The sequence below is a fragment of the Shinella yambaruensis genome (assembly GCF_022899355.1).
GTDB lineage: Bacteria > Pseudomonadota > Alphaproteobacteria > Rhizobiales > Rhizobiaceae > Shinella > Shinella yambaruensis.
Map to the genome: position 1 here is coordinate 80,668 of NZ_JALJCK010000012.1, position 16,797 is coordinate 97,464.

At 67.0% G+C, this 16,797-nt stretch carries 10 protein-coding genes; 8 read left to right on the forward strand and 2 right to left on the reverse strand.

The features are described 5' to 3' along the window. The first annotated feature begins 84 nt into the window (after positions 1-84). The 8 genes from ccmI (at position 85) to MUU56_RS24960 (ending at position 11,107) form a co-directional block, all read left to right on the forward strand. Positions 85-1,221 carry a c-type cytochrome biogenesis protein CcmI gene (gene ccmI / locus MUU56_RS24925; RefSeq protein ID WP_244769973.1) on the forward strand — a complete coding sequence of 379 codons (1,137 nt, stop codon included), beginning with the start codon at positions 85-87 and terminating at the stop codon, positions 1,219-1,221. After that, positions 1,218-1,667, forward strand: coding sequence for a cytochrome c maturation protein CcmE (ccmE, locus tag MUU56_RS24930; protein ID WP_244769974.1), 450 nt, complete (start codon positions 1,218-1,220; stop codon positions 1,665-1,667). Before ccmI ends, ccmE begins: the two co-directional genes overlap by 4 nt. Continuing rightward, positions 1,664-3,649, forward strand: coding sequence for a heme lyase CcmF/NrfE family subunit (locus MUU56_RS24935; protein ID WP_244769975.1), 1,986 nt, complete (start codon positions 1,664-1,666; stop codon positions 3,647-3,649). The genes ccmE and MUU56_RS24935 overlap by 4 nt, the downstream gene beginning before the upstream one ends. Further along, positions 3,646-4,098, forward strand: a complete 453-nt coding sequence (locus MUU56_RS24940; RefSeq protein ID WP_244769976.1) for a cytochrome c-type biogenesis protein — start codon at positions 3,646-3,648, stop codon at positions 4,096-4,098. Before MUU56_RS24935 ends, MUU56_RS24940 begins: the two co-directional genes overlap by 4 nt. Positions 4,099-4,302: 204 nt before the next feature. Next, positions 4,303-5,877 carry a Do family serine endopeptidase gene (locus tag MUU56_RS24945; RefSeq protein WP_244769977.1) on the forward strand — a complete coding sequence of 525 codons (1,575 nt, stop codon included), beginning with the start codon at positions 4,303-4,305 and terminating at the stop codon, positions 5,875-5,877. Positions 5,878-5,991: 114 nt separating this feature from the next. After that, positions 5,992-6,675 carry a response regulator transcription factor gene (locus tag MUU56_RS24950; RefSeq protein WP_064329523.1) on the forward strand — a complete coding sequence of 228 codons (684 nt, stop codon included), beginning with the start codon at positions 5,992-5,994 and terminating at the stop codon, positions 6,673-6,675. Between the two features lie 13 nt (positions 6,676-6,688). Beyond that, the gene (locus MUU56_RS24955; protein ID WP_244770104.1) at positions 6,689-8,104 is read left to right on the forward strand and encodes an ATP-binding protein; all 1,416 of its coding nucleotides are present in this window, start codon (positions 6,689-6,691) and stop codon (positions 8,102-8,104) included. A 51-nt stretch (positions 8,105-8,155) separates the two neighbouring features. Continuing rightward, positions 8,156-11,107: a bifunctional [glutamine synthetase] adenylyltransferase/[glutamine synthetase]-adenylyl-L-tyrosine phosphorylase gene (locus MUU56_RS24960; RefSeq protein WP_244769978.1), complete on the forward strand. Its 2,952-nt coding sequence runs from the start codon at positions 8,156-8,158 to the stop codon at positions 11,105-11,107. 294 nt (positions 11,108-11,401) lie between these two features. Here MUU56_RS24960 and MUU56_RS24965 read toward each other — a convergent pair whose 3' ends face one another. After that, positions 11,402-13,750 (reverse strand): PAS domain-containing sensor histidine kinase, encoded by a 2,349-nt coding sequence (locus MUU56_RS24965; protein WP_244769979.1) that lies wholly within the window; start codon positions 13,748-13,750, stop codon positions 11,402-11,404. Between the two features lie 334 nt (positions 13,751-14,084). Continuing rightward, entirely contained in the window at positions 14,085-16,733 is a 2,649-nt protein-coding gene (gene pepN / locus MUU56_RS24970; protein ID WP_244769980.1) for an aminopeptidase N, read from the reverse strand. Between the last annotated feature and the right edge of the window lie 64 nt (positions 16,734-16,797).

The following is a 16,797-nucleotide window of genomic DNA, read 5'->3' on the forward strand; positions in this document are numbered from 1 at the left end:
ACGGTTGCGGCGAAACGCCTCAAATTCACGTCATTGTTCCCTGGGGAATTGGAAACGGTCGCGCGTTCCAGTATTTGAACGGTCATGTTCTTCTGGATTCTCGTCGCCATCCTGACGGCCGCCGTGGCCGCCGTTCTGCTTCTCCCCCTGCTGCGCCGCCCTCCGGCGGCAGCGGGTGACGCCGGTCATGACGTCGAGGTCTACCGCGACCAGCTCGAGGAGTTGAAGCGCGACGAGGCGAGCGGCCTCATCGGCGCGAACGAGGCCGAGCTTGCTAGGGCGGAGGTCGCACGCCGGCTGATCGCGGCCAGCAAGGCCGAGGCGAAGGGCGGGGCGGGCCCGGCCGGGCGCCGCAACCGGCTGGCGCAAGTCTTCGTGATCGTGCTGCTGCCGACCATCGGCCTCTGTCTTTACGTGGCGACCGGCCGGCCGGATCTTCCGGCCCAGCCGCTCGCAGAGCGCCTTGCCAATCCCGGCAACGACATCTCCATCCTCATTGCCAAGGCGGAGAACCATCTGGCGCGCAATCCCGACGACGGCGCGGGCTGGGACCTTCTGGCGCCGATCTACTATCGCAGCGGCCGGGTGGAGGATGCGGCGAACGCCTTCTCCCAGGCGATCCGCCTGCTCGGGCCGACGACGGAGCGGCTGGACGGCTATGCGGAAACGCTGATCGCCCAGTCGAACGGCATCGTGACCGCCGAGGCGCGCGCCCGGCTGGAACAGTCGCTGACGCTGAAGGCGGACAATCCGCGCGCCGAATACTATCTGGCGCTGGCGCTGGAGCAGGAAGGCAAGCGCGCCGAGGCGCGCGCCGCCTTCGAGGCCCTGGCGAAGCAAGCGCCGGCCGATGCGCCCTGGCTGCCGCTCGTCAACCGGCATATTGCCGGGCTTGCCGAGGGGCAGGGCGGCGGCGGTGGCGCGCTCGGCAATCCGACGGCGGACGACATGGCGGCCGCCCAGGACATGTCGGCGGGCGACCGCCAGCAGATGATATCGGGCATGGTCGAGAGCCTTGCGGCGAAGCTTGAGGAAAATCCCGACAATATCGAAGGATGGATGCGCATCATCCGTTCCTATGTTGTGCTGGATCAAAGGCCGAAGGCCGAAGCCGCGCTAGAGACGGCGCTGAAGACCTTCCCGGCCGACAGCGACAACGGCAAACAGCTTCTGGCGCTTGCCCGGGACCTATCGATTTCGGCTGAGGGCAGCGGACCATGACACGCAAGCAGAAACGTCTGGCAGTGATCGGCGGCGGCATCGCCTTCCTGGTGGCGGCGGTGCTGCTCGTCATGTTCGCCTTCAGCCAGTCGATCGCCTATTTCTACGTTCCGGGCGATCTCGCCAAGGCCGACGTGCCGCCGGGAACGCGCATCCGCCTCGGCGGGCTCGTGGAGTCCGGCACGGTCAAGCGCGGCGAGGGCTCGACCATCACCTTCACGGTGACGGACACGCTTGCGACGGTGCCGGTGACCTATACGGGCATCCTGCCCGACCTCTTCCGGGAGGGGCAGGGCGTGGTGGCGGAAGGCGCGTTCGGCACGGACGGGCTGTTCCTGGCCGACACGGTGCTCGCCAAGCACGACGAGACCTATATGCCCAAGGACGTCGCGGATCGCCTGAAGGCGCAGGGCGTCGAACTATCCGGCAAGGAAACGATCAAATGATCATCGAGCTCGGACACTATGCCCTGATCCTGGCGCTGGCGACCGTCATCGTCCAGTCGATCCTGCCGCTGGTCGGCACGATCCGGGGCGACCGCGCGCTGATGGCCGTGGCGCCCGCCGCGGCGCTGGCCGGTTTCCTGCTCGTGCTCTTCTCCTTCTCGGTGCTGACCTTCGCCTATGTCGTCTCCGATTTCTCGGTGGGCAATGTCTGGCAGAACTCGCATTCGCTGAAGCCGATGATCTACAAGATCACCGGGGTCTGGGGGAACCATGAGGGCTCGATGCTTCTCTGGCTCCTCATCCTCGTCTTCTTCAGCGCGCTCGTCGCCACCTTCGGCGCCAACCTGCCCGAGCGGCTGCGCGCCAACGTGCTGGCCGTGCAGGGCTTCATCTCGACGGCCTTCGCGCTGTTCATCCTGCTCACCTCCAATCCGTTCCTGCGGCTCCAGCCGGCGCCGGCCGAGGGGCAGGACCTCAATCCCGTTCTGCAGGACATCGGCCTCGCGATCCATCCGCCGCTGCTCTATCTCGGTTATGTCGGCTTCTCCGTCAGCTTCTCCTTCGCCATCGCGGCGCTGATCGACGGGCGGATCGATGCGGCCTGGGCGCGCTGGGTGCGGCCGTGGACGCTGGCGGCCTGGAGCTTCCTCACCGCCGGCATCGCCATGGGCTCCTACTGGGCCTATTACGAACTCGGCTGGGGCGGCTGGTGGTTCTGGGACCCGGTGGAGAACGCCTCCTTCATTCCCTGGCTCGCCGGCACGGCGCTCCTCCACTCGGCGCTCGTCATGGAAAAGCGCGAGGCGCTGAAGATCTGGACGGTGCTGCTCGCGATCCTCACCTTCTCCATGTCGCTGCTCGGCACCTTCCTGGTGCGCTCGGGCGTGCTGACCTCGGTGCATGCCTTCGCCACCGACCCGACGCGCGGCGTCTTCATCCTCGCCATCCTGGTCTTCTTCATCGGTGGCGCGCTGTCGCTCTTCGCCTTCCGGGCGGCAACGCTGAAGGCCGGCGGGCTTTTCGCGCCGATCTCGCGCGAGGGCGCGCTCGTCCTCAACAACCTGATCCTGACGACGGCGGCCGCCACGGTGCTGACCGGCACGCTCTATCCGCTGGTGCTGGAAGCGCTGACGGGTGAGAAGATCTCCGTCGGCCCGCCCTTCTTCAACCTCACCTTCGGCCTCTTGATGCTGCCGCTGCTGCTGGCGGTGCCGTTCGGCCCGCTGCTCGCCTGGAAGCGGGGTGATGTGCTCGCCGCCGGCCAGCGCCTCTTTGCGGCGGCGGGCATCGGCCTCGTCTGCGCGGCGGTGGTTCTCTACATCCAGAACGGCGGGCCGGTGCTCGCCTATTTCGGCCTTGCCATCGGCTTCTACATGATCGCGGGCGCGATCACCGACCTGTGGCTGCGGGCCGGCATCGGCAAGGTGGCGCGCAACGTCGCCGTCCGCCGCTTCATCGGCCTGCCGGGCTCGGCCTTCGGCACGGCGCTCGCCCATATCGGCATCGGCGTGACGGTGATCGGCGTCATCGCGGTGACGGCGTTCGAGACCGAGCATGTCGTCGAGATGAAGCCCGGCATGCAGGTGGAGGCCGGCGGCTACACGCTGACCTTCGACGGCATGCGCCGCGGGCAGGGGCCGAACTATTCCGAGGAATCCGGCCACTTCACGGTGGCGCGCGGCGGCGTGATCGTCGCCGACGTCTGGTCCTCCAAGCGGCTCTATTCCGCCCGTCGCATGCCGACGACGGAGGCGGGCATCCGCACCTTCGGGCTCAGCCAGCTCTATGTCTCGCTCGGCGATGCGATGGCCGACGGCGGCATCGTCGTGCGCGTCTGGTGGAAGCCGATGATCCTCTGTATCTGGATCGGCACGCTGATCATGATGGCGGGCGGCATCGTGTCGCTGTGCGACCGGCGGCTGCGCGTCGGGGCGCCGCAGAAGGTTCGCAAGGTCAAGCCGGCGCTGGAGGCGGCGGAATGATGCGCCGCCTGCTCCTCGCCTCGGCCTTCCTGCTTGCCGCTTTTCCGGCCTTCGCGGTCAATCCGGACGAGGTGCTGGCCGATCCGGCGCTGGAGGCGCGGGCGCGGGCGCTGTCGGCCGAGCTGCGTTGCATGGTCTGCCAGAACCAGTCGATCGACGATTCCAATGCCGAGCTTGCCCGCGACCTCAGGCTTCTCGTGCGCGAGCGGCTGAAGAACGGCGACAGCGACGAGGCGGTGATCGAATACGTCGTCTCGCGCTATGGCGAATTCGTGCTGCTGAACCCGCGCCTGCGCGGCGAGACGCTGCTCCTGTGGGGCGCGCCGATCGTGCTCTTCCTCGCGGGCGCGGCGGCGATGGTGCTTTTCGTGCGCAAGCGCAGCGGCAAGCCGACGGGAACGCCGCTTTCGGAGGCGGAGAAGGCCGAGCTGGAAAAGGCTCTGGAGTGAGGAAATGGGGATGAGGAATTAGGCAGTAGCCAATAGGCAGTAGGGAAGGAGATATTTCTACTGCCTACTGCCTACTGCCTAATTCCTTCTTCCCAACATTACCAAAAATTCATGCCGCGGATAGTGCGCTGTAATGTGCACGCGCCTATCTCTTGCTCATCGGCTGCCGCACGCAGCCATGAAGTGAGAGAAAAGGTGCAAAGAATGTCCAAGATTTCAGCATTCCGTCCAGGCCTCAAGACCGTCCTGAAGACGACCACCGTCGCCGGGCTTGCGGCCGTCATGCTTGCGACCGGCATTCCCGCGCGCGTCACCGAGAGTTTTGCAGAAGCCGTGTCGGTGCAGGGCCCGCAGGTCGCGAGCTTCGCCGACGTCGTGGAGGCCGTCTCGCCGGCCGTCGTTTCCGTTCGCGTCCAGTCCGATGTCAAGCCGGCCAATGACGAGAGCAACTTCAGCTTCAACTTCGGCGGCCGCGGCTTCGACGAGCTTCCCGACGATCATCCGCTGAAGCGCTTCTTCCGTGAGTTCGGCGGCCCCGACCAGTTCCGGGGCGACCGCGGGCCGGATCGCCGCTTCGGTGAACGCGGCGACCGCCGCGGCCGTGACCGCAAGCCGCATCTGCGCCCGACCTCGCAGGGCTCCGGCTTCTTCATCTCGGAAGACGGCTACATCGTCACCAACAACCACGTCGTCAATGACGGCACCGCCTTCACGGTCGTGATGAACGATGGCACGGAGCTCGACGCCAAGCTCGTCGGCAAGGACAGCCGCACGGACCTCGCCGTCCTGAAGGTCGAGGAGAAGGACAAGCGCAAGTTCACCTATGTGAGCTTCGCCGATGACAGCCAGATCCGCGTCGGTGACTGGGTCGTCGCCGTCGGCAACCCGTTCGGCCTCGGCGGCACGGTGACGGCCGGCATCATCTCGGCCCGCGGCCGCGACATCGGCTCCGGCCCCTATGACGACTACCTGCAGGTGGACGCCGCCGTGAACCGCGGCAATTCCGGTGGCCCGACCTTCAACCTCAACGGCCAGGTCGTCGGCATCAACACCGCGATCTTCTCGCCGTCCGGCGGCAATGTCGGCATCGCCTTCGCGATTCCCGCCTCCGTCGCCAAGGGCGTCGTCGCCGACCTGATGAAGGACGGCAAGGTCGACCGCGGCTGGCTCGGCGTGCAGATCCAGCCGGTGAGCCGCGACATCGCCGATTCGCTCGGCCTTGCGGACGCCGCCGGTGCCCTCGTCGTCGAACCGCAGGCCGATTCGCCCGGTGCCAAGGCCGGCATCAAGAAGGGCGACGTGATCACGGCGCTCGATGGCGAGCCGATCAAGAACCCGCGTGACCTTGCCCGCCGCGTGGCCGACATCGCGCCCGGCAAGACGGTGGAGCTTTCGGTCTGGCGTGACGGCAAGTCCGAGACGATCGCGGTCGAGATCGGCACGCTTGCCGGCGAGCAGATCCAGGCCGCGACGGGCACGGACGAAGTCGAGCCGGAAGCGCCCGCCAGCGAGCAGGCGCTTGCCGATCTCGGCATCTCGGTCACGCCGGGCGACGACGGTCTGACGGTCTCCTCCGTCGATCCGGACTCCGACGCCAGCGACCGCGGCCTCAAGGAAGGCGACCGCATCACCTCCGTCAACAACCAGGCCGTGAAGTCTGCCGACGACGTGGTGAAGGTCATCAACAATGCCCGCAAGGACGGCCGCTCCAAGGCGCTGTTCCAGATCGAGACCAATGACGGCAGTCGCTTCCTGGCCCTGCCGATCGACCAGGGCTGAGCGGCTCCGTAATCCGCTTTTCGGCGCCGCGAAATCGCAAGGTTTCGCGGCGCTGCCATATCGGGACACGGCACTCTGGCCAAGTCCCGCCGAACATGCTGTAAGGTCCGCACGATGAAGATATTGATTGTGGAAGACGATCTGGAGGCGGCCGCCTATCTCTCGAAGGCCTTTCGCGAGGCGGGCATCGTGCTCGACCATGCGAGCGACGGCGAAAGCGGCCTCTTCCTCGCCACCGAGAACAGCTACGACGTCCTGGTCATCGACCGCATGCTGCCGCGCCGCGACGGCCTGTCGCTGATCTCGGAGCTGCGCCGCCGCAACATCCACACCCCCGTGCTCATCCTCTCCGCGCTCGGCCAGGTCGACGACCGCGTGACGGGGCTGCGCGCCGGGGGCGACGACTACCTGCCGAAACCCTATGCCTTCAGCGAGCTTCTGGCGCGGGTGGAGGTGCTCGGGCGGCGCAAGGGCACGCCGGAGCAGGACATGGTCTACCGTGTCGGCGACCTCGAGCTCGACCGGCTGTCGCACACGGTCAAGCGCGCCGGCAAGGAGATCCTGCTCCAGCCGCGCGAGTTCCGCCTGCTCGAATATCTGATGAAGAATGCCGGCCAGGTCGTGACGCGCACCATGCTCCTGGAGAATGTCTGGGACTATCATTTCGACCCGCAGACCAATGTCATCGACGTCCATGTCTCGCGGCTGCGCTCGAAGATCGAGAAGGACTTCGACCAGCCTTTGCTGCGCACCGTGCGCGGCGCGGGATACATGATGAAGGACGAGGCGGCGGGCTGACCCCATGCATCGAATGCTCGGCAGGCTGACCGCCCTCTATCGCACGACCGCGGTGCGGCTTTCCGCCGTCTATCTGCTGCTGTTCGCCCTGTGCGCGGCCTTCCTCGTCTTCTACGTCTCCTCCATGTCGGAGCGGCTGCTGCGCCAGCAGATGCGCGAGGCGGTGGCGCAGGAGGTCGAGCAGATCGAGCGCGTCTTCGAAGGCAACGGCATGAACGGCCTCCTGCGCACGCTGGAACGGCGCTCGCGCCAGCCGGGCGCTAATCTCTACATCATCGCAAGCCCGACGGGCGAGGTGCTGGCCGGCAACGTGGCGTCGCTGCAGCCCGGCGTGCTCGATACCGAGGGCTGGACGGAGACGCCCTTCCGCTACCAGCGCTACCAGGAGGAGACGCGCGGCAACAACCGCCCGATGGCCTATGCGCAGGTCATCGTGCTCACCAACGGCCTGCGCGTGCTCGTCGGCCGCGATCTCGGCGAGCCCGAGAATTTCCGTTATCTGGTGCGCCAGGCGCTGATGGTGGCGCTCGGCGTCATGGGCTTCGGGGCGCTCGCCATCTGGTACCTGATCGGGCGCAATGCGCTGAAGCGCATGGACCGCATGTCCGGCGCCAGCCAGCGCATCATGGCGGGCGACCTCTCGCAGCGCCTGCCGACCAGCGGCTCCGGCGATGAGTTCGACCGGCTGTCGGAATCGCTCAACACCATGCTCGGCCGCATCGAGAAGCTCGACGAGGGCCTGAAGCAGGTCTCCGACAATATCGCGCATGACCTCAAGACGCCGCTCACCCGGCTGCGCAACAAGGCGGAGGCGGCGCTTGCCGGCGGCGATAGGGCCGACTACCGCACGGCGCTGGAGGAGATGATCGGGGAATCCGACCAGCTCATCCGCACCTTCAACGCGCTCCTGATGATTTCCCGCGTCGAGGCGGGACAGGCGCCGGCCGAGATGAGCGCGATCGACATCAGCGGCATCGCCCAGGACAGCGCCGAGCTCTACGAGCCGGTGGCCGAGGACAGCGGCCTCACGCTGGTGACCGCCATCGCCGACGGCGTCGAGGTCAAGGGCAACCGCGAGCTCGTCGGCCAGGCGCTCGGCAACCTTATCGACAATGCCATTAAATATGCCGAGGGCAGCGGGGGCGAACCCGAGATCCGCATTTCCCTCGAACGGCGGGAGGGCGAGGTCGTGCTCTCGGTCGCCGACAGCGGCCCGGGCGTGCCCGACGACAAGCGCGAGGACGTGGTGAAGCGTTTCGTGCGGCTCGATGCCAGCCGTTCCAAGCCCGGCACGGGCCTCGGCCTCTCGCTGGCCGGCGCCGTCATGGAAATGCATCACGGCCGCCTGGAGCTCGACGCGACCCATCCGGAGCGGGAAAACAATCGGGGGCTGACCGTCAGGATGGTTTTCCCCGTCGTTGCGGACTGATACATCTTTTCGCGCCGGCCTTTCATCGGCCGGATGCGGTGAGGAGGCATCATGAGCGCAGCGGAAACGACGCGGTTTTCCGATCTTTCGGCAAGCCCCGTACGGGCTCTCAGCCAGGCGGAGGTCAAGTCTGTCCTGTCCGATCTCAAGGACTGGGGCAGGGAGCACGCCGCCATCGCCCGGCTTCTCGGCGAGGAGGGGCCGCTCAAGGATTTCATCGTCGCCACCCTGTCGCTCTCGCCCTATCTGCGCGACACGGCCCGCATCGATCCCGGCCTGCTCGCCCGCGCGCTCGAAGAGCCGATCCTGCCCGCGGTGCAAGCCGCTATCGACGGCGCCCGCAAGGCCTGGCGGACGGAGGACGGCGAGGTGACGGAGGCCGTGCTGATGACGCGGCTGCGCCGCGCCAAGCGCGAGGTCGCCTTCTTCACCGCCCTTGCCGACCTTGCCCGCATTTTCGACGCGCGGCGCACCACGGCGCTGCTGACGGATCTCGCCGAGGCGACGACGTCCGCGGCCATCGACCACCTGCTTTTATCGGCGCATGAGAGCGGCAAGCTGACGCTGCCCGATCCCGCCCGCCCGAGCGAGGGCTCCGGCCTCATCGTGCTCGGCATGGGCAAGCTGGGCGCGGCGGAGCTCAACTATTCCTCCGATATCGACCTCGTCGTCTTCTTCGATCCGATGGCCGGCATCGCCGTCGATCCGAGCGAGGCCGTCGAGACCTTTTCCCGCCTCGTGCGCCGGCTGATCCGCATCATGCAGGAGCGGACGGCGGACGGCTATGTCTTCCGCACGGACCTGCGGCTGCGGCCCGATCCCGGCGCCACGCCGCTCGCCATCTCGGTCGATTCGGCGATGCTCTATTACGAAGGCAGGGGGCAGAACTGGGAGCGGGCCGCCTTCATCAAGGCAAAGCCTGTTGCCGGCGACCTCAGGGCCGGCGAAGCCTTCCTCAAGGAGCTCACGCCCTTCGTCTTCCGCAAGTACCTCGACTATGCGGCGATCGCCGACATCCATTCGATCAAGCGGCAGATCCATGTGCACAAGGGGCACGGCGAGATCGCGGTGAAGGGCCACAACGTCAAGCTCGGCCGCGGCGGCATCCGCGAGATCGAGTTCTTCGTGCAGACCCAGCAGCTGATCGCCGGCGGGCGCGTCCCGGCGCTGCGCCTGCGCGCCACCGAGCCGATGCTGGCGGAACTTGCTAGGGCGAGCTGGATCGACGCGGCGACCGCCGAGGAACTGACGCAGGCCTACTGGTTCCTGCGTGATGTCGAGCACCGCATCCAGATGGTGCGCGACGAGCAGACCCATGTGCTGCCGGAAACCGAGGCCGAGCTGAAGCGCATCGCCTATATGCTGGGCTTTGCGGACACCGCGGCCTTCTCCGCCCGGCTGGTCGAGGTGCTGAAGACCGTGGAGCGGCGCTATGCGGCGCTCTTCGAGCAGGAGGCGAAGCTCTCCTCGGAGACCGGCAATCTCGTCTTCACCGGCCAGAAGGACGATCCGGACACGCTGGAGACGCTGAAGCGCCTGGGCTTCGAGCGCCCCGCCGACATTTCCCGCACCATCCGCACCTGGCACTACGGGCGCTACCGCGCCACGCAGTCCGTCGAGGCGCGCGAACGGCTGACGGAGCTGACGCCGGAGCTGCTGCGCGTCTTCGGCGAGAGCAAGCGGGCGGACGAGGCGCTGTTGCGCTTCGACAATTTCATCTCCGGCCTGCCGGCGGGCATCCAGCTCTTCTCGCTGCTCGGCAACAATCCGGCGCTGCTCTCCCTCATCGTCAACATCATGTCGTCGGCGCCGCGCCTTGCCGAGGTGATCGCGGCAAAGCCCCATGTCTTCGACGGCATGCTCGATCCGGGGCTTCTCGCCGAACTGCCGACCCGCGCCTATCTCTCCGAGCGCATCGACGGCTTCGTCTCCGGCGCGCGGCATTACGAGGAGATCCTCGATCGCCTGCGCATCATCGCCGCCGAACAGCGCTTCCTTATCGGCATCCGCCTTCTGACCGGCGCGATCACCGGAAAGCAGGCCGCCCGCGCCTTCACCCATGTCGCCGATCTCATCGTCCAGGCGGCCTTCAAGGCGGTGCTGGAGGAGGTCGAGGCGGCGCATGGCAGGTTTCCCGGCGGGCGCGTCGCGCTGGTCGGCATGGGCAAGCTCGGCAGTTTCGAGCTGACGGCGGGCTCGGACATCGACCTCATCCTGCTCTACGACCACGACAGCGACGCCTTCGAATCGGACGGCGCCAAGCCGCTGGACAACGTCAAGTATTTCACCCGCATCACGCAGCGGCTGATCGCGGCGCTCTCCGCCCCGACGGCCGAAGGCGTGCTCTACGAGGTCGACATGCGGCTTCGCCCCTCCGGCAACAAGGGGCCGGTCGCCACCCGCATCACCGCCTTCGCCAAGTACCAGGCGGAGGAGGCCTGGACCTGGGAGCACATGGCGCTGACCCGCGCCCGCGTGCTCTGCGGCGACGAGAGCCTGATGCGGCAGGCGGAGGAGATCTTCCGCGCGGTGCTCGCCCGTAAGCGCAATGCGGGCAAGATCGCCAAGGATGTGCTCGAGATGCGGACGCTGATCGACGAGGAGAAGCCGCCGAAGGATATCTGGGACCTGAAGCTGATTGCCGGCGGGCTGATCGACATCGAGTTCATCGCCCAGTTCCTCGCGCTGGTGGCGCCGGCGCGGGGCGCCGCGCAGCCGGAAAGGGCGCTGCCGACGGGCGATGCGCTGGCGCTGCTCGGACAGAGCATGATGGACCCGAACGATCTCGACACGGTGCAGCGGGCGCTCACCCTCTATACGGAGATCTCCCAGATCGTGCGCCTCAGCGTCGATGGCGGCTTCGACCCGAAGGAGGCCCCCGCCGGCCTCGTCGACCTCGTCTGCCGCGCCGGCGACTGCCCGGACGTGCGCGCGCTGGAGGCGGATATAAGGCGCGTCTCCAAGGCGGTGCGGAAGATCTTTCAGGGGGTGGTGAAGGGATAAGCGCTACCTCCCTCTGCCCTGCCCGGCATTTCCGCCACAAGGACGGGGCAATCGTCTATGGAGTTCGACGGTGCCACTCTTCCCTTCTCCCCCGCGGGGAGAAGGTGGCCCGAAGGGTCGGATGAGGGGGGGGCTCGGACGGATCGGTTACGCCTTCGCCATCCCCCTCATCCGCCTGCCGGCACCTTCTCCCCGCGGGGGAGAAGGGGATGGGGCGACGGTTTCCTTCCAAAGGTGATGGTTCTGCGGTCAGGGGACGGCTTGGCAGAGAGGAGCGTCCTCGCGCCGTCGCCCTCAGGCCGCCGCCAGATGCAGCGCCGCCAGCCGTTCCCGGTCGGGGATGCGCACGGAGATGATCGTGCCCTTGCCCTCGACGGAGTGGATGCGCATGGCCCCGCCATGCAGGTGGGCGAGCGAGCGGGAGATGGCGAGGCCGAGGCCGGAGCCGCCCTTGCTCTTGGCATACTGGCTCTGCACCTGCTCGAAGGGCTGGCCGATCTTCTGCAGCGCGGATTTCGGGATGCCGATGCCGGTGTCGGCGATCGTCAGCGTGACGGCGCCGTCCACCCTGCGTGCCCGCACCTCCACCCTGCCGCCGGGATTGGTGAACTTCATGGCGTTCGACAGGAGGTTCAGCAGGATCTGCTTCATGGCGCGGCGGTCGGCGACCGTCAGCAGGTTGCCCGGGCAGGCCTGCCGCACCTCGATGTGCTTCTTCTCCGCCTGCAGCATGGTGAGGCGCAGCGTCTCCTCGATCAGCGGCGACAGGTCGACCGTCTCGCAGCTGATGCGCATGTGGCCGGCCTCGATCTTCGACATGTCGAGGATGTCGCTGATGACGTTGAGCAGGTGCTTGCCGCTCTCGTGGATGTCGCGGGAATATTCGCGGTACTTGTCCGAGCCGAGCGGGCCGAACATCTGGTTCTGCAGGATCTCGGAAAAGCCGAGGATGGCGTTGAGCGGTGTGCGCAGCTCATGCGACATGTTGGCGAGGAATTCGGACTTGGCCCGGTTGGCCGCCTCCGCACGGTCCTTTTCCGCCTGGTAGTTGGCATTGGCGAGCGAAAGCTCGGCCTTCTGCCGCTCCAGCTTGGCGCGCGAGGCGGAGAGGTCGCCGATCGTCGCCATCAGGCGGCGTTCGGATTCGCGCAGGCGCACCTGGTGGCGCTTCATCATGGTGATGTCGGTGCCGACGGAGACGAGGCCGCCGTCGCGGGTGCGCCGCTCGTTGATCTGCAGCCAGCGCTCGTCGGCAAGCTGTACCTCGCTGGTCTGCGAGACGCCCGCGCCGTCCGCATCCGCGATGCGCCGCTCGATGACCGGCCGGGCCGCGGCGGCATGCACCGTCGCCCGGTCCGTGCCCGGAACGAGCACGTCGTCGGGAAGGCCGTAGGCCTGCTGGTAGTGCGCATTGCACATGACGAGCCGGTCGCTCTTGTCCCACAGCACGAAGGCCTCGGAGGTGCATTCGATGGCGTCGGCGAGCCGCTGGTCGGCTTCCTGGTAGCGCTGGGCGAGCCGGTGCTGCTCGGTCACGTCCATGGCGATGCCGATCATGTGCATGCGGCCGGAGGCCATGCGGATGAGCTGGGCGCGGGCGCGCAGCCACACATAGTGGCCTTCGGCATGGCGCATGCGGAACACCTGGTCCACCTGCTTGGCCTCGCTGCGCGCGACGGCCCGGGCGACCTGGTAGATGCCGTCGTCGTCGGGGTGCATCAGCCGGGCGGCATCGCCGAAGGAGAGCACGCTGTCGCGCGCCGGCATGCCGAGCATTTCATACATGGAGCGCGACCAGAACAGCCGCCGGCTCGAGAGGTCGAAATCCCAGAGGCCGCAGCGGCCGCGGGCGAGCGCCGTCTCCACGCGCAGGTTCGATTCGGCGAAGATCGCGTCCGCGTCGCGCGCCCGCTTCGCCTGGATGTAATAGGCATAGAGGATGACGAGCAGGATCGCCGAAATGCCGGAAAACAGCGTGACGTTCAGCGCCACCTCGTCGCGCCAGAACGTCGCGAGCTGCCCGAGCGGGTTGGCGACGATGATGAAGCCGCCCTTCTTCGGCATCTGCACGAGCGAGGCGTAGTAGTCCTCATCGCCGATGCGGGCGCGGAAGACGCCGGCCGGATCGCCGAAATACTGGATCGCCGCCAGCTCCGGAGAGAACCGCGCGAGCGACAGGCCGACATAGCGCGCCGCGCCCAGCGAGGCGCCGAAGACCTGGCCCTTCTCCGCCACGAAGAGAACAAGCCCGCCCGGCTGCATGCGATCCTGCGGCAGATGCAGGGAAAGCGCCGCCTCGACCGCCATGCGGTCGGATTTCGCCAGGCTCTCGGCCATCGGGCCGGAGAACACCGCCTCGGCGGCCATTGCCGTCAGCGACGTCGTGTCCTTGACGCTGGTCTCCATCCGGTCGTGCTCGACCAGGATGCCGGCCATGCGCGAGATGGCCACAACGAACAGAAAGGCGATGATCAGGATCGGTATCGACCGCTTCAGCACGGGCTCGGCCCGTGTCAGATGCCGCGCGGCAGGCCCGGCGAAAATCTTCGCCTGTCCCGTCAGCTCGCTTTCCCAGGCCGCCATTCCCGGAAAATTGAGGTGAGTCCACCCGCCGGCTGCGCGTCCTCGTTGCGCGTCCGTCATAGTCTTAAACCTTGTACCCTCTCGTGATTCGGCGCGCCGCTCGCCCGAATCTGCCTTAATGAATCAATTGTGATTCGGCTTGTCCAGCGGAAAAGGTAACCAAGTCTTAACCATTTCTTATGGTTGGGAAATTGGGGGGGCGGTCCGGCGTGGTGCCGCTATCCCCCCCTCTGCCCTGCCGGGCATCTCCCCCTCAAGGGGGGAGATTGGATGGGGCGACGTTTCGCTCATCATAAACGTCGCGGCTTGAGCAATGTCCCAGCGTCCTGCTGATCTCCCCCCTTGAGGGGGAGATGCCCGGCAGGGCAGAGGGGGGTAGCCATCCGCGCGCCACTTAGCCCTTCAGCATGCGCTCCACGATGTCCGAAACGTCGGAAGACAGCTTTTCGCCCGCCGCGATCGTGCGCAGCGCGTTGCGCGCATGGTCCGAACGGCCGTCCTCGAGTGCCCGCCAGGAGCGCATGGAGGTGAGGATACGGGCGGCGAGCTGCGGGTTCTTCGGGTCGATCTCAAGAATCTGCTCGGCGAGGAAGCGGTAGCCGGCGCCGTCCGCCCGGTTGAAGCCGGTGGGGTTCGAGAAGGCGAAGGTGCCGACGAGCGCGCGCACGCGGTTCGGGTTCGCCCTGTTGAAGTGCGGGCTTTCCATCAGCGCCCTGACGCGGTCCAGCGCGCCGTCGCCCGGAATGGTCGACTGGATGGAGAACCACTTGTCGATGACCAGCGCATTGTCGGCAAAGCGGGCGCGGAAGGTTTCGAGCGCTGCCGCCGCCTCCGGCGCGTCCGGGAAGCGATGGGCGAGCACGGTGAGCGCGGCGCTGAGATCGGTCATGTTGTCGGCCGCCGCGAAGGCCTCCGCGGCGCGGGCCGGCGTGCCGTCGGCCACGGCGAGATAGGCGAGGGCCGCATTGCGCAGCGCCCGCCGGCCGGCGCTCATCGCATCCGGCGTGAAGGTGCCGGCGGTGCGGTGACCTTCGAAGAGCGCGGCGAAGACGGCGGGGTCGCGGTTCGCCACGAAGGCGAGCACGGCTTCGCGGCCGGCGCGGATGGCGTCCGGGTCGTTGTTGCTGCCGAGTTCGCGGGCGATGTCGGATTCGGAGGGCAGCGCCAGCGCCTGCGCGCGGAAGGCCGGCTCCAGCGTCTCGTCGCCGGCAATGGCGATCAGCGTGTCGGCGAGGACCGGGTTCGTCTCGACCGTCTCACCGGCCCGTGCCTTGCGCGCGGCCTCGACGAGGTTCGGCAGGGCGAGGTCGTTCAGCGCCTGCCAGCGGGCGAAGAGATCGCTGTCGTGGCGGGCGATATGGGCAAGGTCGGCGGGCGCCTGCTCGAAATGCAGGTTGATCGGCGCGGAGAAGCTGCGGTTGAGCGAGACGACCGGGCGCGAGGCGATGCCGGAGAAGGTCACCGTCTGGCGGCGCTCCCGGAGATGCAGCACGTCGCCGGTCACGTCGGCGCCGCTGACGGCGCTCGGCAGCGCTTCCGTGCCGTCGGCGGAGAGGAGGCCGAAGCGCAGCGGAATGTGCATCGGTTCCTTCGCGGCCTGGCCGGGCGTCGGCGGGATCATCTGCTCCAGCGACAGCGCGAACGCACCCTTCGCCTGGTCGTAGCTCGACGAGACGCTGACGAGCGGCGTGCCGGCCTGATGGTACCAGAGCGAGAACTGCGAGAGGTCGACGTCGTTCGCCGCCTCGAAGCATTCGACGAAATCCTCGATCGTCGCGGCATCGCCGTCGTGCCGCTCGAAATAGAGGTCCATGCCCTTCTTGAAGCCGTCCTTGCCGACGATGGTCGCGATCATGCGCGTCACCTCGGAGCCTTTTTCATAGACGGTCGTCGTGTAGAAGTTGTTGATCTCGCGGTATTTCGTCGGGCGCACGGGATGGGCGAGGGGGCCGGCATCCTCCGGGAACTGCTCGGACTTCAGGTGCCGTACCTCGGCGATGCGCTTGACCGCGCGCGAGCGCTGGTCGGCGGAGAATTCGTGGTCGCGATAGACCGTCAGGCCTTCCTTGAGGCAGAGCTGGAACCAGTCGCGGCAGGTGACGCGGTTGCCGGTCCAGTTGTGGAAATATTCGTGGGCGATGATCGCCTCGATATTCGCATAGTCCTGGTCGGTGGCGCTCTCGGGGTCGGCGAGCACGTATTTGTCGTTGAAGACGTTGAGCCCCTTGTTCTCCATGGCGCCCATGTTGAAGTCGGAGACGGCGACGATCATGAAGATGTCGAGGTCGTATTCGCGCCCGAAAACCTCCTCGTCCCACTTCATCGAGCGCTTCAGCGCGTCCATGGCATAGGCCGCGCGCGGCTCCTTGCCGTGCTCGACATAGATCTTCAGCGTCACCTCGCGGCCGGACATGGTGGTGAACGTGTCCTCCACGACGCCGAGATCGCCGGCGACCAGCGCGAAGAGATAGGAGGGCTTCGGATGCGGGTCGAACCAGGCGGCGAAATGCCTGCCTTCGCCGTAGCCGGCGCCGCCCAAAAAGTTGCCGTTGGACAGCAGCAACGGGCAGCTCGCCTTGTCGGCGATGATGTTGACCGTATAGACGGCGAGCACGTCCGGCCGGTCGGGGAAATAGGTGATGCGGCGGAAGCCTTCGGCCTCGCACTGGGTGCAGTAGACGCCGTTGGTGCGGTAGAGGCCCATCAGCTGGGTGTTGGCCTCCGGGTTGATCATCGTGGTGATGGTGATCTCGAAGGGGTCCGTCGCCGGCAGGTCGCGGATCGTCAGGCTGTCGGGCGTGGCGTCGTAGCGCGCCTCGTCCATCTCCATCTGGTCGAAGAGCAGGCTGGTCATGACCAGTTCGTCGCCGTCGAGCACCAGCGGCGCGGCGGGATCGGCGCCTTCGCGGCGGTGGAAGATCAGCCGCGCCTCGACCTTGGTTTCCGTCGGGTCCAGTTCGAAGGTCAGGTCGACGCGCTCGAGAACGAAGTCGGTCTGGCGATAGTCTGCCAGATGGATGATCCGGCCGTTCTCTGTCCGCATGATATGTCCTGCTCCTTGCCGTCCGGGCCGTATCGTTTTGGTGCAACGCTACGGGCGATACGGA